We start from the raw sequence: 23,839 nt of genomic DNA on the forward strand, positions 1-23,839 counted from the left end.
TTCAGGTTTCACGCAAGTCCGCGCGCCCTAATTGCCTTTTTCTCCAGATCATCCAGCAATCTGAGCACTGCGTGTTCGACGAGTGGAAGAGCCGGAGGGCCGTCAGAGCTACGGTAGTGCTTCGGGGTTATGGTGTTTGACAGTTTCTTTTCTGCAAGTGTCCTTCCGGAGGACGCCTCGACAAGGCGACCTTTTACTGTGACAGAAGCGGGAAGAAAGGCTGAGAGCAACAATGACAGCAAAATGTTTGGCATACTAAAATCTTCCACTCCGCTCGACGCCGCCTTGTGAACCTTCGTCAATTGGAAAGAAAAATGCCAACCCTTTTCTTCTTCAGCTTTAGAGACGTCGATTGGCTTTAATCCGACACAATTGGCAAACCAGAAACGCAAATGCTCTTCTACCTCGGCTGTCTCCGAATTCAGAAAACTTCGACCCAGAACAGTTTCTGCCAGATTGGGATACTGGTGCAGATCAACCTCTTTCAGGAATATAGGCGGCAGTCCACTTCGAGGATGGATTTGTGGTACCTTCAACTCTTGCTCCCACATAAAGCCGACAGATTGATGTGTCGCCTCTTGCCGTACCCTTTCATGCGCACATTCGCGAACTCATGAGTGGCAAACAAGAACTTATCGGCTCAATTCCCCCGCAGCGCACGCTGACCCGACATAGGTGACTCAACCCTTGATTTAAAGACTGCCAAACCGCGTGTTCTTTCTTACGCCAGCAGGTTGTCGTTTGCCTCCCACGCGCAACAACTTCCTGAAACGCGGGCATTCCATGTGAGACGGAGCGGAACACACAGCGACATGACGGATCATGTCTCTAAGGCTTGCAAGGTGCCGGATCTGTTCGTCCAGTTCCTCCGCCTTTTCGGTCAGTTTTTCGCGCGATATATCGGGGCGACCGTCGGGCCTGAACATGGACTTGATCTCATCGAGTGAAAATCCGGCGGTTTTCCCGAGCGTTATGAGGGCAAGCTGATCGAGCACTTCGGGTCCGAAAAGACGTTTCAAGCCCCTCCGGCCCACGGAGGTCAGAAGACCCTTTTCCTCGTAGTGACGTATCGCCGAAGCAGCAATGCCGGTTTGACAGGAGACTTCTGAAATATCCAGTAATTTCATGCCTTGACCTCAAGTCAACTTGAATTGCTAGCGTGGCGCGATCCTGTTCGAATTGCAAGGAAAACCAATGCGTCACTTTTACGAAACTCCTCACAGGTTGACCTGGCTGAATGTCGCGGCGATCGGCCTTCTTCTGACCGCCACCTTGAAAATCATGGCGAACGCAACGATCAGTCCTGCGCTGCCGGCGCTGGAGGAGAGTTTTTCCGGCGTTCCCAACGCTGCATATCTCACACGCTTCCTGGTCGCCGCACCGTCGCTGACCGTCATCCTCGTTGCGCCGATAGCTGGCCTGCTTGCAGACCGCGTTGGAAAAGGGGGGCTCTTGATCAGCGGTGTCGTTCTGTTCGTCCTGGCTGGAAGCGCGGGTGCATACCTGCCTGATCTGCAGTCCATTCTGATAAGCCGGTTCGCCCTCGGTGCGGCTGTCGCACTGACAATGACGGCTCAGGTCGCTCTGGTGGGCGACTTGTTCGATGGTCCACGGCGCAACGCTTTCCTTGGATGGCAGACAGTTGCGATCAACTTCAGCGGATTGATATTCATTGGCTTGGCCGGGATACTCGCGGGCGTATCGCCGAGGCTCCCGTTTCTCGTTTATCTGTTGCCGGTCTTGCTGCTGCCGTTCCTGGCAAGAATACGCCAGCAAGAGCGTAAGGTCGTGGCGGCAGAGAGTGAAAAGATACGCGGCCATGAGAAAAGCGCTTCAAGATCTTGGTTCGGTTCGGCAGCCGCCATTTGCGGGCTGACGATGAGCACCGTCATGCTGTTCTTCCTGATGCCGAGCCAGATACCGTTCTATCTGTTGGAAAGTGGTTTCGACCCCGCATCGGGAACAGCCGTCACCCTGGGCATCCTGATGCTTTCCGGTGGCACAACTGCAATGCTGTTCAAACGTGCAAGTGAATTGTTCGGTCTTGCCGCAGTCTTTGCAGCCGGCTTCGCGACGATGGCGGCCGGGTTCGCGGTCATCGTTTCCTACCCGGTCTGGACACTTATTCTGCCCGGCGCTGCATTGATCGGTGCCGGCTATTCTTTCGTACAGCCCGGGTTTTTCGTGTTGGCTTTGAAAGTTGCACCGGGCAATCGCAGAGGCAGCGTTTCGGGACTGGTAACGACAGCCATGTTTGCCGGTCAGGTTATCTCGCCGTTGCTTTTCACCGCCTGGCTGCAACAATCTGGGTTTAGACCTGTCTTTCTGGCAGCGGCAGGTATGTTTTCAGTCTTGGCCCTGGGAGCGTTTGCCGTAATGCTTTTCAGTTCCTCCAGGAATGCGGAGGCCTGACTCGATCAGCTGCCAACGGAGGAAATCCTGTCTTTCTGAGGCGTGCCCGCAACGTAGGTTTCCACGACACAGCGGTCATCTCCGAGCGTTTGCAGCAGGAACAGTTCTTCCGAGAGCGTTTCGACCGTTTCCATGCGCAGCGCCTTTGCCGGCGTTGCGTTTGCGTCGAGCACCACAATATCTGCATCGGTTCCCGCTTCGAGCGTGCCGATCCTGTCTGCCAGTTGCAGCGCTTCAGCATTGCCCCGGGTGATCCAGTAAAAACTCGTGAGCGGATGCATGCGTTGACGCTGAAGCTGCAGGATCTTGTAGCCCTCGTCGAGCGTGCGCAGCATGGAGTAGTTTGTTCCACCGCCGACATCCGTGGCGATTGCCGTGCGAATGCCTGCGCTTTCAAGGCCTGACTTGTCGAAAAGACCACTGCCGAGGAAGAGATTGGACGTCGGGCAGAAGACGGCAACAGAGCCGGTTTCGCGCATGACCTGGAGCTCGTGTCCGGTCATGTGAATGCAGTGGCCGAGCAATGTCCTTGGTCCAAGCAGATCAAAGCTTTCATAGACCCCGAGATAGTGCGCGGCATCCGGATAGAGCTCGCGTGTATACGCGATTTCATTGTGGTTTTCGTTGATGTGGGTCTGCAGATGGCATTCCGGAAATTCCTTCAGGAGGCTCCCGGCAGCCTCAAGCTGTTCTGGTGTTGATGTGATCGCAAAGCGCGGTGTGATGACGTATCGCGCGCGTCCATTCTTATGCCATTTGGACAAGAGTGCCTTGCTATCACCGTAGGAACTTTGCGCGGTATCACACAGGGCCTCAGGCGCGTTGCGGTCCATCATCGTCTTGCCGCCGAGCATCATCATCCCTCGGCGCTCCGCCTCCTCGAAATAGGCGTCTACTGAGTTGGGATGGCTGGAGCAATAGGCAACCGCCGTTGTCGTGCCATGCGCGAGAAGCGCGTCGTAAAACCCCTTGGCAATGCGGTCGGCATGCGCCTTGTCTGCGAATTTCAGTTCCGCCGGGAACGTGTAGTCGTTCAACCAGTCCAGAAGCTGGTCCGCCCACGACGCGATCACCTGCGCCTGGGGAAAGTGAATATGCGTGTCTATGAAACCAGGCAGGATCAGGTGAGGGCGGTGGTCCGTGACCAGAGTTGAGGCTGGGGCCTGTGCTTCTACCTCTGAAAATGCGCCCCTGGCCGCAATGAGACCGTTTTGAAGCAAGAGAGCGCCATCTTCAATATAGCTGTAGGCGTCACCGTCATCCGGACCCGATGGGGCTCCATGAAAGGTCAGCAGTCTGCCGCGCAGGATTCTTGTTGTTGTGTCCGCCACGCCTGAGATCCTTGATCGGTTCGCGAGTTTACTGTTGAGAGGCAGTGCAGTCTTAATCCTGCAAACCGTTCGAAACAACGGTTTGTATGCCGCCTGTTGAATTTTGAGAGGTTCTCAATTGCGCGCTCAGCGCGCCCGCCGCTCGCGATTGTCCCGGGTTCGTTTCAGGTGACAGCGACGGAGGACCTCTGATAAGACCGGGCGAACTTTCCAACAACGGTTGTGGCATCAAAGACCGGCGCGAAGCCTTATGCACTTTTAAATGTCACCGGATCCAGGGAATGACAAATGTCCGCAGATTTGCCCCGCCCGACAGACAATGCCTTTCTCGGCTCCTCGATGAAGGGCGGTTCTCACGAACCGACTTACGCCGGCGCATTGTCTTTCATGCGCAGGCGCTACAGCCGTGATCTGAGCGGCGTCGATCTGGCAGTCTGGGGCATTCCGTTTGACGCTTCCGTTTCCAATCGACCCGGGGCGCGCTTCGGTCCCCAGGGTGTTCGGCGGGCATCGGCAATTTTCGATGGTGACCCGCAATATCCTTTCCACATGGATCCGTTCGAACACCTTGCCTGCGTGGACTATGGAGACTGTGTTTTCGACTACGGCCGCACAGCGGACATTCCGGGGCATATCGAGGCGCAGGCCGCCGGTATTCTGGAAAGCGGAACGCATCTCTTTTCCATTGGTGGTGATCATTTCGTCACATACCCGTTGCTCCGCGCCCATGCGGAACGGCACGGGCCGCTTGCGCTGGTCCAATTCGATGCGCACCAGGACACGTGGCCCGATGAAGGCGACAGGATCGACCACGGCACGTTCACCGGACGGGCGGTCAGGGAAGGGCTGATAGATCCGGAAAAATCCATCCAGATCGGCATTCGGACGCACGCTCCGGAAACTTGTGGTCTAGAAATTATCTTTGGTCACGAACTGGACGAGATCGGGATTTCCGGTGTGGTCGAGCGCATACGGGCCCGGGTTGGATCCGGCCCTGCCTATATGACTTTCGACATTGACTGTCTGGACCCCGCGTTTGCGCCAGGCACCGGAACACCGGTTTCTGGCGGACTGTCGTCTCGAGAAGCGCTGTCGATCCTGAAGGGGCTTGGAGACTTGAATTTTGTCGGCGGCGATGTCGTTGAGGTCGCACCGGCATACGATCACGCTGATATCACATCCATTGCAGGCGCAAGCGTTGCCTTGACCTATATCGGTCTTCTTGCGGCGAAACGGAAACAAGGATCTGCGTAAGACGATGTCAGCCTGATCGATCGCCGAAAACATCTTGCGCCGGATCAGGAAGGCGTAATCGTTGTCCGCTTTGCTTTCGTGTTGTCATTTACCGGAACGGTTGCCCAGAAATCGTAAAGAGGCGCTTTGCTTTTCATCTGGTGGTAGAGTTCAATCAGTTTCCGGAAGCAGACGAACTGGGCGCAATAGGCAACGACCAGCCCGCTTGACGTCAGTACCCAGGAAGCCGTCGAACCGCCCAAAAGCGCGATTGACGCGCCAAGCCAGAAAACGACGTAAAGCGTCGTGATCCTTGCGCCCAACTGCTCCGGCACCGGCACGAAAAGCCTGTTGAGCCAGATCCTTTCCCCAAAACCAACCGACTTTGCCCAGGTGAGGTTCCCATAACGCTCAAACCGCAATCTTTGGAAAGCAACAAGAACGAAGCTTAAGCCGATCGCCAAGAGAGCCGCTGTCATCAGACCCAGCCAGATGTGCGACCAAAGAGCAGCAACAAGAATGCCCGGTGAGATGATTTTAAGGTAAGTGGCGAGCGCTCCGTTTGGCGGCCTCCCAACCGGGTGCAGATGCAGCATAGCCGAGCTTGCCGGGTAAGAACTGAACCGGGCCGGCTGGACGCTGGGAAACTGAGAACGCTGCTTCGACTGCATGGATAACGCTGCACTAACGGATCAGGCAGAACCATACCCCCTGTGCCTCACACTTGGCAATCATAACTGCGTCGGTAGCCGGCTTGTGATCTCGAACCCTGACGCATAAGCGACCAGTTTGCGCCGTGTGAGCCGGACTAATGATTTAATTGTGACGTTAGTGTTACAATTGGTTCAATCCGGAGTTTCACTTTCATTTCATTACGTAAACAACCTGTGCATTTCTCTAATTGGCAGTCTGTTTAATTATTTATTAGCCCGAAAATACATAATATGTCTGGCTAAAGTGACGATCCAATCACGTTAACCGGGCGGCTCTATGACGCACGTGAAGAACCTTGCGGACGGTCAGGGAAGCTTGCTTACAAGCGGGAAAACACTGGCTGAGGAACTGGACCGCATCAATCGGCTCGACCATCTTGAAAAAGAGGATCAGCTGCATTTGAGCGGTGACTGGGTTCAGACACTTTTGAACAATGTCTCCGACTATGTTTTTGCCAAGGACCGGGGCCACAGGTTTGTTATGGCCAACCGGCAGGTAGCTATCGACCTTGGTCTGGAAGATCCGTCACAGGTCATCGGTAAAACCGACCTCGAACTGCATCCTGAGGAGACAGGGACCCTGTTTGCGGCCGTAGAGGCCGAGATTATGGAAACGCGACAGGCGAGGATCGACTACGAAGAACTATCGATCCTGGCAAATGGCAAGCGCCGCTGGCTGTCCACTTCCAAGTTTCCGGTGTTGAATGAGAAAGATGAAGTGGTCGGACTGGTCGGGATCTCGCGCGACATAACCGAACGCAAGAAGGCTGATCTGCTGCAGCAGGGCCAGAACAAGGTTCTACAGGACATCGCCACTGCAAGGTCGCTCAACAAAGTGCTTGAGACCCTGGTTCTGACAATCGAAAGTCAGATGGACGGCGTGATGGGATCTGTCATGCTGGTCAGCGATAACGGTGAAAATCTTGTGGCAGGGGTCGCGCCCCATCTTCCAAAGGACTACATCGCGCTCTGTGACGGCATAGCGATTGGCCCGAAGGTCGGTTCGTGCGGGACGGCAGTTTTCCGGCGAGAAAGCGTATTTGTCGACAACATTATGGAACACGAGCTTTGGCAGGATTTCACGGAGCTCATTCGCCCGTTCAATCTGCGCTCGTGCTGGTCTGTTCCGTTTTTTGGAAAGGACTCCAAGGTCCTCGGCACATTCGGCCTTTATTCCAACGAAGTGCGTAGCCCGACAGAACATGAACAACGACTTGCGGTGGAGGCGGCTCGTCTGGCTTCCATTGCCGTGGAACGCGAACGGGCGGAAACCGAGATCCGGTATCTGGCCAATCATGACGTCCTCACCGGACTACCGAACCGGCAGGAATTCAAGGCCAAACTGAGTGAAAAGCTCGAAGCAAGCGGGGTTACGGGCGCGCCTGTCGCCGTCCTTTTCGTTGACCTTGATAACTTCAAAGTCGTCAACGACAGCTTCGGCCACGCGATAGGCGACCAGGTTCTGATGATCGTCGCGGAACGGATTTTGGCGGTCCATGACGGCAAGCACGAGTCTATCCGGTTTGGAGGCGATGAATTCGTTCTTATTGTCGAGGGCTTGCACGCTCAAACGCATGCACTTGTCGACCTTATGGCAAAGCTGAGGGATGAGATCACCCGCACCATTTCCATTGGTGAATTGTCCTTCCATGTTACGTGCAGCATCGGTGCGGCCCGTTATCCCCTTGACGCAGAGAATGCGGAAGAACTTCTCAGGAACGCAGACAAGGCGATGTTTGAAGCCAAGTCCCAGGGGCGTGACGGTTTCAAGATCTATGAGCACTCAAGACCTGAGAAATCGATCAACAGGCTGACATTGCTGGAGGAGATGCGCGGGGGCATTGAAAAAGGAGAGTTTCATCTCCAGTACCAGCCCCAAATAGACCTTTTCAGCGGGAGGATTGTTGGCGCGGAAGCGCTTGCCCGATGGAACCACCCGGCACTGGGTTGGTTGATGCCCGAGGATTTCATTCCGCTTGCCGAAGAAAGCGGTCTGATCGTTCCGCTGGGACGAAAGGTCCTCTACGAAGCCTGCCGACAGAACCGGGAATGGCAATTGAGCGGTCTGCCTGCAATAACCATCGGCGTAAATGTGTCGCCTCGCCAGTTTCGTGATGCAGCGCTGGTGAGTGATGTTCGTCGGACCCTCGAGACCACCGGACTTTCGGCTGGTTTTCTCGAATTGGAAGTGACTGAAACGCTTCTGATGAAAAATGCCGAGCAGGCCGTCCGGCTTATGGAAGACTTTCGGAAGATTGGCCTGAAACTGGCAATCGATGATTTCGGGACAGGGTATTCGAGCCTTGTTGCGCTGAAAAACTTTCCACTCACCCGGCTAAAGATCGATCAGAGTTTCATCCGGGATCTGGAAACAGATGAAAACGGCCGTAACATCACCCGAGCCATCATATCTCTGGGTCGGGATCTGGGTTTGAATGTGGTCGCCGAAGGCGTCGAAACGGCAAAACAGCAGGCTTTCCTGGCGAGCTGCAAGTGCGAAACCGTGCAAGGCTTTCATTTTGGCAGGCCGATGTCTGCAGACAGGCTCGGCAAGCTATTGGGCATGTCCCTTGAACCGATCAGCGCGCAGTTCGGATAGGGGTGGTGCCGCCTTTTTTGTAGCACCATCAAAAACCCTGGCCGTAGAGACCAACAAATCTTGAAAGTATCTTTGCCTTGGTTTCTCGATCGAAACCGTCATCGGCGAATATCTGTTTGATTGCGCGCCCCGCATCACTTTCCTCCTCGAAAATGTAGGGAACATGTCCGCCGCACATCGCTGTCATAAGAATGTTGGTCGTGTTTCTTCTGTCTACGCGATAGTCAACGTCAAGCAGCCACGCGACATAAACATATCTCACATTACGTCTCAGCGCTTCGCGTTCATTCCTGCTGTAGTAGCTCAGAATAATGCTCTGCGGGAGAGGCGTGTGACTGTGGAGTGTCTCCTTGATGTCAAAGTGCACCCTATGACCGAAAGACTTGTTTTCGCCGACTTGATTGCTGGACTGTGCAATTATTTCACCAATAAACACCCCACCAGAGTTCAAGGTATCGGCGAGATCGACCGCCCGGGCGTGCTGGCAAGCAAATGCTGACTGGCTCATAAGAACCAGCATCGCGAAAAGAAAGCGTCCTGTGTCGCGCGTAAATCGAAAAAACACTTTCAACACAACAATTTGCCTCGCATCAAAATACCTAATGATGCAATCCAGACTAAAACCTCAAATAGGTTGTTTTTGTGACTACACCTTCTGCATGACGTAGGAGCCGGGTGCGTCTTCCAGGACCTTCACCCGGTTTGCGCCCGGTTTGCGAGCCTTGACGACAGCCGGGTCGTTTTCCCGGATCCATTCATCCCAGTAAGGCCACCACGAGCCAGGATGTTCTTTCGCTTTCTTGAGCCAGTTCTCAAGCGTCCCTTTTGCCTCTCCACCCGTCCAGAACTGGTATTTCTTTTTGGCCGGTGGATTGACGACGCCGGCAATATGACCGGAGCCGGCCAGCACGTAGTTGACCGGTCCGCCGAAACAGCCTGATCCCAGGAAGACGGACTTGGGAGGTGCAATGTGATCCTCGCGTGTCGCGAGATTGAAGATCGGGATCGTTACACTGGACAGGTCGAGCGTTTCACCGCCAACAACCATCTCACCCTTGGAGAGTTTATTCTCCAGGTAGCAATTGCGGAGATAAAAAGAATGGTTTGCAGCAGGCATGCGGGTGGAATCGGAATTCCAGTAAAGCAGGTCGAACGGGAAGGGCTCCTGGCCCTTCAGATAGTTGTTGACCACGTACGACCAGATCAGATCGTTTGACCGCAGCATGTTGAATGCGGACGCCATTTTCGACCCGTCGAGATAGCCTTGTTCCGCCATCCGCTTTTCCAGAACCGATATCTGCTCTTCATCGACGAACACCTTCAGATCGCCTGCAAACGTGAAATCAACCTGTGTTGTAAAGAATGTCGCGGTTTTTATTCGTTCATCCCCGGTCTGGGCCATGTAAGCGAGTGTCACCGCAAGCAGCGTGCCTCCGACGCAATACCCGATGGCATTCACCTCTTCCTGCCGCGTGGCGCGCTTGATGACGTCAAGCGTATTGAGGATGCCTTCCTTCATGTAGTGTTCGAAGCTTTTCTGAGCCTGGCGCTCATCCGGGTTCACCCAGGAAATGACAAACACGGTGTGACCCTGGTCGACCGCCCACTTGATGAACGATTTGTCGGGATTGAGGTCGAGAATATAGAACTTGTTGATCCAGGGCGGTACGATCAAAAGCGGGCGCTTCAGGACTTCCGTCGTCGACGGGGTGTATTGGATCACCTGACAAACGTCATTTTGCGCAATCACCTTGCCCGGCGTATTGCCCATATTGTCGCCGAGCTTGAATTTCGACGGATCGGTCTGCCGGATCTTCAGTTCACCGTGTCCGGACTTGAGGTCCTCCACCAGATGCTGCATGCCCTTAACCAGGTTTTCGCCGTTGCTTTCCATGGTGAGGCGCAACAATTCCGGGTTTGTCAGGACAAAATTCGACGGTGACACCGCGTTGGCGATCTGGGTGACGTAAAATTCCGCTTTGTGCCGTGTATGTTCGTCGAGACCCTGTGCGTCGTGGACCATGTCCTCGGCCCATTTGCTCGTGATGAGATAGAGCTGTTTGATGAAATCGAAGAACTGGTTGTTTTCCCAGTCCGGGTCGGCGAAACGCTTGTCGCGCGGCGGTGTTGCAACGGCCGGCTCGGAAGCTTCGCCCATCATCCTCTTGAGTGATGAGTTCCAGAGGTCGATATACCCGCTCCAGAGCCGCGACTGTGCCTCGATCGCCCGCTGCGGGTCAGACACCCAATACTCGCCAACCTGGGCAAGGGTTTTGACGACACCCGTGAGTTCGTCCGTCGACTCGTGCTTGATTTCGCCCTTTTCACGCGGCTCCAGATAGGCAGCAAGCGCTTTGCCTGCCTGTTCCAGTGTTTTTGCCAGGTTTTGAGCGAACGCCTCCGGATTGTTGATGATGTATTGCAACATCGGATGCGGGCGGTCGTCAGACATAGGTGTGGGTTCCTCCGGTGTTTTTTGCTCACTTGGCGGTCGCAACGTCAGAGAGCTTTTATGGGTACGCTATCTCGTTATTTTTTCGTCGGTATTTTTGCCTGCAGGCTATTTATGACACATGGAATTGGCGGCGTCGATTGCTATTGGGGGTGATGCATCTTCCTCTGGCTAGAAGAGAATTGTGACACTCACGTGTACTTTCTATTTTTCAGCAATGTCATGATTTTGCTCAAATCGCGGGAAAACCGTAGATACCGTCGCCGCGACGGCAAGCGATCTGTTAGCTTTGTTGCCAAAGAATCCGTTCTTGCCTTTTGCGGTTCGATCAAGGGAGTTGAGCTTTCGATATGTCTAGGACCCGGGCCGTCCTGTGCGTTTCCGTTCTGTCATTTGCGCTTTCTGCCTGCGGTATGGGGCCGGGTACACCACTTATTGTCGCGCTGAAGCGCGATCAGTCGCAATTGACCGGAAACGTTCCGAAGCCGAAAGGCTATGGCCCGCCGGTAAGCACGGGAAATTCCAGTGGTCTCATCAATCCGAAAGACAGAAAAGAAACCGAGGCCTACCTGGAAACGCTTGCTCCAAGGCAATAGCGCGTTGCCCTCCGCGGACTGTAGTGATGAGCGCTGCGAATGAGATGTTAACGCGTGCAAAACGCGCGGCCAAATTCGCTCACTAAGGTGCGGCAGGCCTGCAGTGGACCTAAATCGGTTTAACCGGCAAGGTCCCTGAAACCAGCGGAATCGCTTTTCAAAAAACATTCCAAATTTAGGTGGCTAGTTTCGCAAAGACGGATGCGAAATCAGTTTGAGACTGCTAAAAGAGCCCCGCCAAATGCTCGATGCGCCGGTTCAGGCTGCCCAATCGTCAACTCGCAAGGATCCGCACCATGGAGGAATTCCATAAGATCAAACGGCTTCCGCCGTATGTCTTTGAACAGGTCAATCGGCTCAAGGCGAAGGCGCGTGCGGCTGGTGCGGATATTATCGATCTCGGTATGGGGAACCCGGATCTTCCAACACCTTCGCACATCGTTGAGAAACTGACGGAAGTTGTCCAGGACCCGAGAACACACAGATACTCCGCTTCCAAGGGGATCCAGGGTTTGCGCAAGGCCCAGGCGGCCTACTATGCCCGCCGTTTTGACGTAAAACTCGATCCCGACACCCAGGTGATCGCAACGCTTGGGTCCAAGGAAGGGTTCGCCAACATGGCGCAGGCCATCTCAGCACCTGGCGACGTAATTCTCAGTCCAAATCCGAGCTATCCGATCCACACCTTCGGCTTCCTGATGGCCGGTGCATCGATCAGGAACATCCCGGCCGAACCGGGCCCGTCATTCTTCGATGCCTTGGAGCGGGCGGTTATTCATTCGGTGCCCAAACCCATAGCGATCATTTTGTGCTACCCGGCAAATCCGACCGCTTACTGCGCTGATCTCGACTTCTACAGGGATGTCGTCGCTTTCGCGCGCAAGCATGACATCTTCATTCTGTCTGATCTGGCGTATTCGGAAGTCTATTTTGGCTCAACGCCGCCGCCTTCCGTGCTGCAGGTGCCCGGAGCCATGGACGTAACTGTTGAGTTCACATCGCTCTCCAAGACCTTTTCCATGCCGGGCTGGCGCATGGGATTTGCCGTTGGCAATGAACGTCTTGTGTCCGCGTTGGCACGGGTGAAGTCCTATCTTGACTATGGCGCGTTCACCCCGATCCAGGTCGCGGCAACAGCGGCCCTGAACGGTCCGGAAGAGTGCATTGCCGAGACACGTGCGGTCTACAAGAAGCGGCGCGATGTTGTCGTCGACAGCTTCGGTCGCGCTGGTTGGGATGTGCCGGCGCCCGAAGCGAGCATGTTCTGCTGGGCTCCCATTCCGGAAAAGTTCAAAGCCATGGGAAGTCTCGAATACTCCAAGTTGTTGCTGGAGCACGCGGACGTGGCCGTCGCACCGGGTATCGGCTTCGGCGAGCACGGCGACGAGTATGTGCGAATCGGACTGGTGGAAAATGAACAGCGCCTGCGTCAGGCGGCTAGAAATGTCCGGCGCTTCCTTGAAACAGCAGACCAAAAGCTGCACAACGTCATCCCGCTGGAAACCTCCGGCTGAATCGAACTGAACTGGACATAAAATTCAATGGCCGAAGCATTGAAAGTTGGCGTAGCAGGCCTTGGCACGGTGGGCGCATCTGTCGTGCAACTTCTTGAAAAACACAGTGCACAGATCACCCGCAAAACGGGACGGGACATTCTGGTGACAGCGGTCAGTGCGCGTGACCGGTCCAGAGATCGCGGCATCGACATATCGTCCCGTCAATGGTTTTCCGATCCGGTGGAGATGGCTGAGACCGCGGATCTCGATATATTCGTTGAATTGATAGGCGGCGACGAAGGGCCTGCGGAAGACAGCGTCAGAGCCGCGCTCAAACGCGGAATTCATGTCGTGACAGCGAACAAGGCACTGCTCGCACGGCATGGTGTGGATCTCGCGGAAGTAGCGGATGCGAACAAGGCTAGTCTGAACTACGAGGCGGCTGTCGCAGGCGGGATCCCGATCGTCAAGACCTTGCGTGAATCCATGACCGGTAACGACATAAGCCGCGTCTACGGGATCCTGAACGGCACCTGCAACTACATCCTTACCCGGATGGAAGCGGAAGGGATCAGCTTCGAGGACTGTCTCGCCGATGCGCAGCGGCTGGGATACGCCGAAGCAGATCCGACTTTTGACATCGAGGGCAATGACACGGCACACAAGCTGGCGATCCTGACCAGCCTCGCGTTTGGGACAAAGATCTCCAGCGACAACATTTTCATGGAAGGCATTACCGCGATCACAACGGCGGACATTCAGGCTGCCGATGAACTCGGATTTCGGATCAAGCTTCTGGGTGTCGCTCAGCGCACGGATACCGGAATTGAACAGCGTGTCCATCCGACCATGGTGCCGAAGTCCTCTGCGATTGCCAGGATCGACGGCGTGTTGAACGCCGTTGCGGTCGACGGAGACTATGTTGGCGAAGTTGTCCTGGTCGGCCCGGGCGCAGGCGGCAATGCCACGGCCTCGTCGGTTGTTGCCGATATCACCGACATCGCGCGCGGTGACGAAACGCACGTACTCGGCATGCCCGCCACCGACTTGAAGGAATATGAACGCGCAAGGATGCGCCTGCACGAAGGCGGCTATTACATCCGCTTGTCCGTTTACGACCGTCCTGGCGCGTTCGGCGAAATTGCGCGCTGCATGGGCGAGGCCGGGATCTCCCTGGAGTCCATCGTTCAGAAGCGGAACGCTTCGGAAGACACACCGGCAACATTTGATGCTGACCTGCCTCAACCTGTCATCTTGATCACGTATGAAACAACCGAAGTCGCGATCAAGGAAGCCTTGGACGTGATTATGTCCAAGGGTGTTGTCGCAGAACAACCGCACATGATCCGAATTGAGAAGTTGAATTGACAAGTTAAGACTCGTCCCCGCATCGCAAGGACGAAAGACTGGAGATATTGATGTCCGATACCGAAAATCAGCCATCGAGTGGACTGGACCGGATTTTGACCCTGGAGCTGGCAAGGGTCAGCGAAAGAGCGGCCGTATCTGCCGCACGATTGCGCGGTCATGGCGACGAAATGGCGGCTGATCAGGCAGCAGTGGATGCAATGCGCCGGGAATTGAACCGTCTCCCGATCGACGGCACGGTGGTGATTGGTGAGGGTGAGCGCGACGAAGCGCCGATGCTCTATATCGGTGAAAACGTCGGGACGAAGCAGGGCCCTAAAGTGGACATTGCTCTCGATCCGCTGGAAGGAACGACGATCTGCGCCAAGAACCTGCCGAATTCGTTGGCGGTTATCGCACTGGCTCCCGCTGGCGATCTGCTAAATGCGCCTGACAGCTATATGGACAAGATTGCAATTGGACCGGGCTATCCTGAAAACCTCATTGATCTTGACGCACCGGTCGCCGACAACATCGCAGCAGTTGCGAAGGAAAAAGGTGTCGCAGTTCACGAAGTCACGGCGTGTGTGCTTGATCGTCCGAGACACGCGCGTCTGATCGAGGACATTCGCGCAACCGGGGCGGCCATTCGCCTGATCGGCGATGGAGACGTTGCCGGCGTCATTCACACGACCGACTCGGACGAGACAGGTATCGATATTTATGCCGGAATCGGCGGCGCTCCTGAAGGGGTTCTGGCGGCGGCGGCGCTTCGGTGCATTGGCGGGCAGATGCAGTCGCGCCTGGTCATCACACGCGATGAACAGGTTGAGCGGGCACACCGGATGGGGATCGAAGACATCAAGAAAAAGTATACGCTGGAAGAAATGGCAGGCCCGGATGTGCTCTTCGCCGCAACGGGCGTTACCGATGGCAATTTCCTGCAAGGCGTCCGCTTTGGCCGCGAGCATATCACAACGCATACGGTCGTAATGCGTTCTTCGACCGGTACCGTCCGCTACATCAAGGCGCAAAGCACGGATCTGGAAAAGTTTCACCTGGACTGAGGTGCGGATAGAGCGGCTACCGAATGCTCGAAAATTCTGACGAAGAGGGCAGGCGACTCGTTCTCGGGGTCGCCCGCTCGGCAAATGACAATTCCTGGCGCGAGAGGCTCAGCGCCGCCGAGTCCCGCAGCGCGATGGCCATCGCGCAGCTGCACGGATTGCCGGATGTACTCGCCCGCGTTCTTGCAGCACGTGGCGTAAGCCAGGATGATGCTCCCGAGTTCCTTGAGCCTTCTCTCAAGTCTCTTATGCCGGACCCGTCCAGCCTCAAGGATATGGATGCGGCCGTGACAAGACTTGCCGATGCGCTTCAGGCGGGCAAAAAGGTCGCGATTTTCGGCGATTATGATGTCGATGGCGCGACGTCATCGGCCGTCCTGGCCAAATATCTGCAATGGTTGGGGCAAGATCCCGTCATTCACATTCCGGACAGGATTATCGAAGGGTACGGCCCCAATGGGCCGGCAATCGAACACTTGCGACAAAGTGGGGCCGAGCTCCTGGTGACGCTTGATTGCGGCAGCACCTCCTTCGAAGCCTTCGAGACCGCTCGAAAACTGAACCTTGATGTCGTTGTGATCGATCATCACCAGGTTGGCGAAGATCTGCCCGACGTGATTGCGCTGGTGAACCCGAACCGGCAGGACGACCTTTCCGGACAGGGACATCTCGCGGCAGTGGGCGTCACGTTCCTTTTTCTTGTCGGACTGAACAGGGAGTTGCGCAGGCGAGGCGCCTTTGACGGCCGGCAACAACCGGATCTGATGGCGCTTCTGGATCTTGTCGCGCTTGGAACCGTGTGTGACGTCGTTCCGCTCCAGGGACTGAACCGTGCCTATGTCACGCGCGGACTGACAGTTATGCACCAGCGCCGGAATTACGGTCTGACAGCGCTTGCCGATGTAGCTCGCGTCAACGGCAAACCGGTTCCTTATCACCTGGGATTTCTGATCGGCCCAAGGATCAATGCCGGCGGACGCATCGGAGATGCAGCACTTGGAGCCAGGCTGCTGACCACTGAAGATCCGCATGAAGCGCGATCAATCGCTGAAAGACTCGACCTTCTGAACAGCGAGCGTCAGGCAATGGAAGCACAGATGCTGGAAGAGGCTGGTGCCCAGGCGAGCTTGATGATCGACTCGCGCGATCCAGCTGTGCTGTTGACGGGATCAGACGATTGGCATCCGGGCATCGTGGGACTGATCGCGGCCCGCCTGAAGGAAGCGCATCGAAGGCCCGCCTTTGCAATTGCTTACGATGCGAGCGGGAAGGGAACGGGTTCCGGGCGGTCCATACCGGGGGTGGATTTGGGCCGCACGGTCCGTGAAGCGGTTGAAAACGGTCTTCTGGAGAAAGGCGGAGGTCACACAATGGCCGCAGGGCTCACTGTGCACCGCGCTAACACCGATGACCTTGAAAGTTTCTTCAATGAATCTCTTAAAAAAGACGTTGAAGAAGCTACAAAAAATAGAGAAATCAAGATTGACGCAGCCCTGACTGCGACTGGTGCCAGTCTTGATTTGCTTGAGCTTCTGGAAAAGGCCGGACCCTATGGTGCGGGCCATTCCGAACCGGTCTTTGCCTTTCCCGCCCATCGCGTCTCTTTCGCTGACGTGGTTGGAAAAGGTCATGTTCGCGCAACACTGAACTCAGGCGACGGATCGCCGCTAAAGGCCATCTGCTTCAAAGCGGACGACAAACCTCACGGCAAGATGCTTCTGGAAGGGCGGGGACGAAACCTTCATGTCGCTGGCACACTTTCCATCGACACCTGGCAGGGTACGCCAAAAGTTCAGCTGAGAATTCTGGACGTCGCTGATCCTCAGAAAGTCAGGCATTGATCCCCGTCGGAAAAGAACCATTAACCAAACTCTAAGGGTCCTGACTTAGCGTTCTCTCACGAAGGAATCGTGAGGAACAGGCATGCGTGCTCAGAATGAGCTTTCGCCCTATTTTGCAGAGATAGACAAGCGGACGGACAATGCGCTTCGTGGCATCCGTGAGGTGCGGCGCTCTGCGAAACTCAAGGCCTTGCCTGCGGACCCGAAAGGCTTTGCCCCCGGGACAGCGTTCCTTGTCGTCTGCGCAACCTTTGTCGGCTTTTTCCTCGATTGAATTCGCACGATAATTCGCGCTTGAATATGCTCGGAGCTCTGCCTTAAGTCTGGCGTGACAGTCGCCGGAGAGTATTGATTTCATGACGGATTACTCAATATCGCTATGGTCTTACAACCTGAGCCGCGCACCGGCCAGCGTTGCCGCACTTGCAAAGGAGTTGGAACAGGGACTTGCGAAGGCGTCCGAAGAGGGCGCAAAGCTGCTGATGCTTCCCGAATACTTTGTCGAAAGCTGTCTGGCCTTCAAACCGGAGGGTTTGCGTCCGGATCAGGAAATGGCTTTCCTTGCTGAAACCGGTCAGGTGCTTTTGAACCTGCTAAAGCCCCTCCCGTCGAAATACGGTGTCTCGCTTCTGGCGGGATCAATGCCTGTCAAAACAGGTGACCAGATAACCAACACAGCTTACTTGCTTGCCAATGACGGTCGGATCATCCGACAGGACAAGTTATGCCTGACACCTTTCGAGCAGGACCCGGAAACCTGGTTCCTGACCCCGGGCAATCGACTTTGTGTTTTTGAGCTCGACGGCATCAGGATGGCGATCCTGATCTGCCTTGATATCGAAATGCCGGCGCTCAGCTCGCTGCTTGCAAAAGAACAACCCGACCTTTTGCTGGTCCCATCCATGACTGAAAAGCTGTCCGGCTACCATCGCGTTTACGGATGCGCCAAGGCGCGGGCCGTGGAACTCATGTGCGCGGTTGCTGTCTGTGGCGTCGTCGGCAGGTCAGAGGGAACGACGCAGAACGAAACGAATGTCTCCGGAGCCGCGCTCTATCTACCCTGTGAAGAAGAATTCGGTTTCAACGGTGTTGCGGCGGAGATTTCGTCAACTGACGGACTGGATCGCGAGGAACCTTACCTCGTCTGTATGGTGCCAGTCGCACAATTGCGCCGGTTAAGGGAGGGGAAAGCAGAGGTCTGGCCAGGAGCATGGAGCGCGGGCCACGTCTCGATTTACACCGATGATTTACCGGAAATTCGTTCGAAAGCCTGAATTTCTAGTGCACAAAGTGCGCTTTTGACTGGACGGGCTACGCAAAAATCATTATACCGCAGCCAATCCAGTAAAGGACCGGACATGAGTCTCGCAAAGTCGTATACAGCAGGGGATGCAACCTGGCTGCAAAGCTTTGTCGGTTTGTTTTTCAAACCGGCCCGCTTGCAGATTGCAGCCCTGTGCGTGCGTCCCGGCGAAACGGAAAACGAAATTCTCTTGGTTTCGACACGCGACACAGGCCGGCTTATCTTGCCCAAGGGCTGGCCGGAGCCGCATCAGCAGGCATACGAAACCGCCTCAACAGAAGCCTATGAGGAAGCCGGGGTTCTCGGACGAGCCGAAACGCGTCCGTTAGGCACCTTCCGGTCGTATAAAGGGCTCGGAAACGGTTCGAAAATTCGCACCAAGGTCATGGTGTTCAAATTGCAGTTCGAAAAGCAACTCAAGAAGTTTCCCGAAATCGGGCAAAGAGAATGCCATTGGGTTCCGTTTTCGAAAGGCATTGAGCTGGCCGACGAACCAGCACTCAAGCGGTTTTTGCGTCGGCACCGCATGGAAATTGCCTGACCTTTGCACCGTTGCCGGATGTTCGGGACTTGCTCATCTCACCTGCGCACCAGAACGCCTCATTTGATTCCAGGAAACCGAAGCCGCGTCTATTGATTGAAGCATTCATCGAGCGTTGGGTTTTACCTAACGACTACCCGCCTGGGCGGCCAACTGACTGGATTGCTCGAGTTCCAGATGCGCCCAGACAGGCAGGTGGTCCGACGCGATCCGGGCAGTTTTGGATTTGTGAACCCCGGCCTTGCGGACTTTGAATTCCGGGCTTGTGATAATCCGGTCAAGACTGCCTACCGGCATCGGGCTCGGGAAACTGCGCCCGGGTGTCGTGACTTCGTAGCGTTCTTCGAACAGCTTCAGGCTTCGCGCCGAATCGCGCCATTCATTCAGATCCCCGATGAGGACGGTCGGAAGATAATCCAGATTCTCGTGCAACTGGTGCATCAATGAGGTGATCTGTTTCTTTCGAAAGTGACCGACAAGGCTCAGGTGCATGGCGGCAACGCGAATGGGAGTTCCGTCAATGTCGAGATCCACAGCAACCGCGCCGCGTGGCTCAAGTGTCGGAAGCTCGATCTTGCGAAAATCCAGAATGCCGATCTTTTTGCGTAACAGGATTGCGTTGCCGTGCCAGCCCAGGCTGCTCGACCCTTTTGAAAACGGAACGGGATGGTAGTCGGTCTGTTCGAGAATATGATCCCTGTTCAATGTGCTTTCGCGTGGCCCGAATCGCTTGTCGGCTTCCTGCAAGGCAAGAATGTCGCAATTCAGCTCCTGAATTACCTTCAGAGTTCGCTCCGGCTTGCGGCGCGCGTCCAGTCCGATGGCTTTTTGAATGTTGTAGGAACCGATTTTGAGCATGGCGGGCAGAGTGGCGGATTTTGTATCTAATTTGCAAGTAAACGCTTTGACAGATTCGCTTTGGGGCCAAAATCAAGGGCAGCGCTGTGAATACCAGACAAAGATGAAAAAAGAACCCTCGTGAGCAAGGTCGCGAGGGTTCCTGGAAAATCCACAGTGCAGGGCAGTTAGGCTGCGCTCAGCTCCTGAGCGGATTGAACAAGCAGGCCCGACACGTATTCCATGAAAGAGACCCAGGCCTCGACCACAAACGTGTCGGCTCCGGTGCGCCAGATCATCACCGGCGACTTGTGAAAGATCGTTCTGGAGACCGTGCCGACGGGAAACTCCTCAATCGAAAAATCGATAAAGATCCCTGTGTTCAGCAGCCATGCCGCTTTTTCCCCGCTGACGATGATTGCCTCGGATCTTTCCGAAATATCGACAAGCGCATGGGGCTGTTCACCAAGCGCGTTTTCGATCGTCGCAAAGAGCGTTTCCAGATCCTCTTCAGGCGCAAGCAGGGTCCATTCGTCGGGACCCATCCAGAGCGCCGCACGCTTGGCGCCGACTTCGCTGGACAATGGTTGCGTGGGAAGCGGCACGCCAAAGGCTGTTCCGGCATTCGCCAGCGCAGCTTCCCGTGCCCGGAACGAAAGCCGGGCAATGGGAGCAGCTTTCAAGATGGACACACCGGATTGGTTCAGAAGAGGGCTGACGCCGGCATCGGGCGCAATCAGATCATTTGCCAGAACGTCAGACATTTATCCGCGCTCCTTCCTTGTCATAGAAAACAGGACCCGTAACCTCCACGGAAATGCTCCCGTCCGGCATTGGCACATAAAGTGTTTTGCCATTGAGCGCGTGTCCGTTTTTCACCACCGCCAGAGCGATCGTGCGGTCAAGGGCAGGGCTGAAATAGGACGATGTCACGTGACCTTCCGCAGGTGTTCCCGTCGCCGGGTTTTCAGCGGTTGTGATCTGCGCGCCTTCTTCCAGCTTCACCTTGGGATCCTTGGTCAACAGCCCCACGAACTGCTTGCGGTTTTCTGCCACAAGGTCCGGACGCTCGAGCCCGCGCTTACCGACGAAGTCGTGTTTCTTCTTGCCGATCGCCCAGGTCATTCCGGCGTCCTGAGGCGTCACGGTGCCATCGGTGTCTTGCCCGACAATGATGTAGCCCTTTTCGGCACGAAGCACGTGCATTGTCTCCGTGCCGTAAGTGGTGCCGGCATGCTTCTCGATTTCCTTTGCAAGCGTCTCCCACATCATTTTGCCGTGCCGGCGGGGCACGTTGATCTCAAAACCGAGTTCGCCCGTGAAGGAGATCCTGAACAACCGGCAGGGGACGCCACAGAAAGTGGCTTCCTTGACGCTCATATGCGGGAAGGCTTCGTTGGAAAGATCAATGCCTTCGATAAACGGGGCAATCACCTCGCGCGCCTTCGGTCCTTGAACCGCCGCGACGGCATATTGTTCGGTCGTTGACGTGATCCAGACGTTGAGCTCCGGCCATTCGGTCTGGAGGTAGTCTTCCATTGTCGCAAAGACGCTCGGTGCGCCACCGGTCGTGGTCGTCACGTGGAAACGGTCTTCAGCCAGACGACCGATAACGCCGTCATCTGTTATGAAACCGGCATCATTCAAAAGCAGGCCGTAGCGACAACGGCCGGACGCAAGTTTCTTCCATGGATTGGTATACATCCTCTCCAGGAATTCAGCAGCATCGGGGCCGACGACCTCGATCTTTCCAAGCGTTGACGCATCGAAGAGACCGACGCTTTCACGCACCGTCTTGCATTCGCGTGCAACGGCCGCGTGCATATCTTCATCATTCCTCGGGAAGTACCATGTTCTCTTCCACTGGCCGACATCTTCGAACACGCCGCCATTGTCGACAACCCAGTCATGCGATGGTGTCCTGCGAACCGGATCGAAGAAGTCTCCGCGAGCAACGCCTGCAAAAAGCCCGAAAGTCGTCGGCGTGTAGGGGAGACGGAACGTTGTCAGACCGACGTCCGTCACCGGTCTTTCCAATGCTCCTGAAGCGATCTGAAGCGCATTCATATTCGACAGACGGCCCTGGTCGGTCGCCATGCCGGTCGTGGTGTAGCGTTTGATGTGTTCGATCGACTGCATGCCCTCGCGCACTGCCAGTTTGACGTCTTTTGCGGTAACGTCGTTCTGGTAGTCCACGAATGCCTTGACCTTTGACGCGTTGCGGTCGTGGGGAAGGGCACCGAGCGTACCACCTTCACCGGCTTCACCACCGCTCGCGGCGGAATAGGTGACTTTCTTGGATGTTCCGATCGCAGCCTTCGCTGCCTCTTCGCCGGCCGCATAGCCGTCCTCAAGCGTCGCCTGCAAGCCGTAAAGGCCCTTGGCGCCACCGACAGAGCGTTCTTTCTGGATGGATTTTCCGGGAACATAGGCGCCTTTGTCCGCATCCCAGACGACCTTGCCGCGGGATTGCGAGTAAAGGCTGACAGTCGGCGTCCAACCACCGGACATCAACAGCGCATCACACTCAACCTGGCCGCCCGACGCAACCTGTCCGGAAGTCATCAAACGCCCGAGAAGGGCTGTCTTGATGCGCTTCCTGCCAAGTGTGCCGGTGATCACGCATCCGGCTTCCACACGAATGCCGCGCGCCTTGGCAATGGCGAGGAGGCTTTCGGGAGGTGTCTCACGCATTTCTATGATCGCTGCGATTTCGACACCATGATCGACGAGGTCGAATGCGGCCTGCCATGCGGTGTCACAGGCGGTTGCGACCACCACTTTGTGGCCGACCTTGACGCCGTAGCGGTTCAGATAGGTCCGGCCTGCCTCGGCGAGCAGGATGCCCGGCCGGTCATTCTCGGGGAAGACCATGGGGCGTTCGATCGCCCCGGAGGCAATCACGACTTCCTTTGCCCGCACCTGCCACAGGCGTTCACGCGGCAGTTTTGGATCCGGGTTCGCCAGGTGTTCAGTCACCCTTTCCGCAAGCGCGATGTAATTGTGTGCGAAGTAGCCGAAGGCCGTCGTGCGCGGCAAGAGCGTGACATTGTCCATCGCGCCGAGCTTGGCGATTGTTTCGGCCACCCAATCCGCCGGGGCCATCCCGTCAATACTCGCGTTGGCCTCGGTGAGTAGCGACCCGCCGAATTCCGACTGCTCATCGCAAAGGATAACTTTCGCACCGCTTTCAGCGGCCGCAACAGCCGCTGCGAGGCCCGCCGGTCCAGATCCGGCAATCAATACATCGCAATGGGCGTAAAGATTGCCGTAGGTGTCCTGATCAGGATTTTTCGGAGGCTTGCCGAGGCCCGCAGCCGCACGGATGACGGGCTCATACACCTTGTCCCAAAAGGACTTCGGCCACATGAAGGTCTTGTAATAAAAACCCGCCGGAAAGAACATGGAGAGGCGATCGTTAATCGCACCAACGTCGAAGCCAAGCGAGGGGAACCGGTTTTGCGAGATCGCTTCCAGACCCTGGTAAAGTTCGACCTGGGTCGCGCGCAGGTTCGGCGTCTGGTCGCCGTTGCGATAGACCCCCACAAGCGCATTAGGCTCCTCCGAACCGGCTGTAACGATCCCGCGTGGACGGTGGTATTTGAAAGACCGGCCAACCAGATGAATTCCGTTTGCAAGCAGTGCCGACGCCAGCGTGTCACCCTTGTGACCCTGCATCTCCTCGCCGTCGAAGGTGAAGGTGAGCTGCTCGGACCGCTCGATACGGCCGCCTTTTTCTGTACGGAACGGCTGGCTCATTTGCCGGCCTCCTTGGCAAGCTCTTCAAGATCCGGCATCGGTTCGCCAGCCTTGTAGAATTTAAGGAAATCGTCGCTGACGGTGTGCCGGACAGCGTTGAAAAAGCGGCCGCAGCCATGAATGTGGCGCCAGCGCTCGACATAGACACCCTTGGTGTTGCTGCGCATATAGAGGAAGTTGACCCAATCCTCGTCGCTTGTTTGCGCCGGGTCGGCGGGGCGTGCGATATGCGCTTCGCCGCGGCAGGAGAACTCCGTCTCCGGACGCGAAACGCCGCAATAGGGGCAGTAAACCAGCAGCATCTGATGAAAT

Annotated in this window: 21 protein-coding genes; 11 read left to right on the forward strand and 10 right to left on the reverse strand. The window is 55.9% G+C overall.

Translation table 11 applies throughout. The features are described 5' to 3' along the window. Positions 1-8: 8 nt before the first annotated feature. Positions 9-536 (reverse strand): hypothetical protein, encoded by a 528-nt coding sequence (locus ABVF61_RS23720; RefSeq protein ID WP_353995995.1) that lies wholly within the window; start codon positions 534-536, stop codon positions 9-11. A gap of 156 nt (positions 537-692) precedes the next feature. Further along, positions 693-1,127, reverse strand: a complete 435-nt coding sequence (locus ABVF61_RS23725) for a helix-turn-helix domain-containing protein (RefSeq protein ID WP_353995996.1) — start codon at positions 1,125-1,127, stop codon at positions 693-695. Positions 1,128-1,194: 67 nt separating this feature from the next. On the opposite strand from ABVF61_RS23725, the gene ABVF61_RS23730 reads away from it, so the two are divergent. Continuing rightward, positions 1,195-2,412, forward strand: coding sequence for an MFS transporter (locus ABVF61_RS23730; protein WP_353995997.1), 1,218 nt, complete (start codon positions 1,195-1,197; stop codon positions 2,410-2,412). Positions 2,413-2,417: 5 nt separating this feature from the next. On the opposite strand, the gene guaD is transcribed toward ABVF61_RS23730, so the two are convergent. Continuing rightward, positions 2,418-3,743, reverse strand: coding sequence for a guanine deaminase (gene guaD, locus ABVF61_RS23735; RefSeq protein ID WP_353995998.1), 1,326 nt, complete (start codon positions 3,741-3,743; stop codon positions 2,418-2,420). Positions 3,744-4,031: 288 nt separating this feature from the next. Between guaD and speB the strand changes: the two genes are divergently transcribed. Further along, the gene (gene speB / locus ABVF61_RS23740; RefSeq protein WP_353995999.1) at positions 4,032-4,997 is read left to right on the forward strand and encodes an agmatinase; all 966 of its coding nucleotides are present in this window, start codon (positions 4,032-4,034) and stop codon (positions 4,995-4,997) included. Positions 4,998-5,041: 44 nt separating this feature from the next. Here speB and ABVF61_RS23745 read toward each other — a convergent pair whose 3' ends face one another. Next, a complete protein-coding gene (locus tag ABVF61_RS23745; RefSeq protein ID WP_353996000.1) occupies positions 5,042-5,572 on the reverse strand; it encodes a DUF6653 family protein in 531 nt (176 codons plus the stop codon). 394 nt (positions 5,573-5,966) lie between these two features. Between ABVF61_RS23745 and ABVF61_RS23750 the strand changes: the two genes are divergently transcribed. Then, positions 5,967-8,288 (forward strand): sensor domain-containing protein, encoded by a 2,322-nt coding sequence (locus ABVF61_RS23750; RefSeq protein WP_353996001.1) that lies wholly within the window; start codon positions 5,967-5,969, stop codon positions 8,286-8,288. Positions 8,289-8,316: 28 nt separating this feature from the next. Here the strand turns inward: ABVF61_RS23750 and ABVF61_RS23755 are convergent, their stop codons facing one another. Beyond that, on the reverse strand, positions 8,317-8,862 hold the full coding sequence (locus tag ABVF61_RS23755; protein WP_353996002.1) for a hypothetical protein: 546 nt from the start codon (positions 8,860-8,862) through the stop codon (positions 8,317-8,319). A 72-nt stretch (positions 8,863-8,934) separates the two neighbouring features. Beyond that, positions 8,935-10,740 (reverse strand): PHA/PHB synthase family protein, encoded by a 1,806-nt coding sequence (locus ABVF61_RS23760; RefSeq protein WP_353996003.1) that lies wholly within the window; start codon positions 10,738-10,740, stop codon positions 8,935-8,937. 350 nt (positions 10,741-11,090) lie between these two features. Between ABVF61_RS23760 and ABVF61_RS23765 the strand changes: the two genes are divergently transcribed. From ABVF61_RS23765 to ABVF61_RS23800, 8 genes are all read left to right on the forward strand, one after another. Then, positions 11,091-11,336: a hypothetical protein gene (locus ABVF61_RS23765; protein ID WP_353996004.1), complete on the forward strand. Its 246-nt coding sequence runs from the start codon at positions 11,091-11,093 to the stop codon at positions 11,334-11,336. A 296-nt stretch (positions 11,337-11,632) separates the two neighbouring features. Further along, positions 11,633-12,850 (forward strand): LL-diaminopimelate aminotransferase, encoded by a 1,218-nt coding sequence (locus tag ABVF61_RS23770; RefSeq protein ID WP_353996005.1) that lies wholly within the window; start codon positions 11,633-11,635, stop codon positions 12,848-12,850. Between the two features lie 27 nt (positions 12,851-12,877). After that, the gene (locus ABVF61_RS23775) at positions 12,878-14,200 is read left to right on the forward strand and encodes a homoserine dehydrogenase (RefSeq protein ID WP_353996006.1); all 1,323 of its coding nucleotides are present in this window, start codon (positions 12,878-12,880) and stop codon (positions 14,198-14,200) included. A 50-nt stretch (positions 14,201-14,250) separates the two neighbouring features. Next, entirely contained in the window at positions 14,251-15,246 is a 996-nt protein-coding gene (glpX, locus tag ABVF61_RS23780; protein ID WP_353996007.1) for a class II fructose-bisphosphatase, read from the forward strand. A 23-nt stretch (positions 15,247-15,269) separates the two neighbouring features. Then, a complete protein-coding gene (gene recJ, locus ABVF61_RS23785; protein ID WP_353996008.1) occupies positions 15,270-17,087 on the forward strand; it encodes a single-stranded-DNA-specific exonuclease RecJ in 1,818 nt (605 codons plus the stop codon). 82 nt (positions 17,088-17,169) lie between these two features. Further along, positions 17,170-17,361, forward strand: a complete 192-nt coding sequence (locus ABVF61_RS23790) for a hypothetical protein (protein ID WP_353996009.1) — start codon at positions 17,170-17,172, stop codon at positions 17,359-17,361. An 82-nt stretch (positions 17,362-17,443) separates the two neighbouring features. After that, complete coding sequence (locus ABVF61_RS23795; protein ID WP_353996010.1) at positions 17,444-18,361, forward strand: nitrilase-related carbon-nitrogen hydrolase; 918 nt, start codon at positions 17,444-17,446, stop codon at positions 18,359-18,361. 84 nt (positions 18,362-18,445) lie between these two features. Continuing rightward, complete coding sequence (locus tag ABVF61_RS23800; protein WP_353996011.1) at positions 18,446-18,931, forward strand: NUDIX hydrolase; 486 nt, start codon at positions 18,446-18,448, stop codon at positions 18,929-18,931. Positions 18,932-19,057: 126 nt separating this feature from the next. Here the strand turns inward: ABVF61_RS23800 and ABVF61_RS23805 are convergent, their stop codons facing one another. The 4 genes from ABVF61_RS23805 to ABVF61_RS23820 all read right to left on the reverse strand — a co-directional run bounded on the left by ABVF61_RS23805 (position 19,058) and on the right by ABVF61_RS23820 (position 23,829). After that, complete coding sequence (locus ABVF61_RS23805; RefSeq protein WP_353996012.1) at positions 19,058-19,789, reverse strand: endonuclease/exonuclease/phosphatase family protein; 732 nt, start codon at positions 19,787-19,789, stop codon at positions 19,058-19,060. Between the two features lie 167 nt (positions 19,790-19,956). Then, a complete protein-coding gene (locus tag ABVF61_RS23810; RefSeq protein ID WP_353996013.1) occupies positions 19,957-20,532 on the reverse strand; it encodes a sarcosine oxidase subunit gamma in 576 nt (191 codons plus the stop codon). Continuing rightward, entirely contained in the window at positions 20,525-23,527 is a 3,003-nt protein-coding gene (locus ABVF61_RS23815) for a sarcosine oxidase subunit alpha family protein (RefSeq protein ID WP_353996014.1), read from the reverse strand. Before ABVF61_RS23815 ends, ABVF61_RS23810 begins: the two co-directional genes overlap by 8 nt. Further along, positions 23,524-23,829: a sarcosine oxidase subunit delta gene (locus tag ABVF61_RS23820; protein WP_353996015.1), complete on the reverse strand. Its 306-nt coding sequence runs from the start codon at positions 23,827-23,829 to the stop codon at positions 23,524-23,526. The genes ABVF61_RS23815 and ABVF61_RS23820 overlap by 4 nt, the downstream gene beginning before the upstream one ends. Positions 23,830-23,839 lie beyond the last annotated feature (10 nt).

Origin of the sequence: Roseibium sp. HPY-6, from assembly GCF_040530035.1 — a bacterium.
Taxonomy (GTDB): Bacteria; Pseudomonadota; Alphaproteobacteria; order Rhizobiales; family Stappiaceae; genus Roseibium.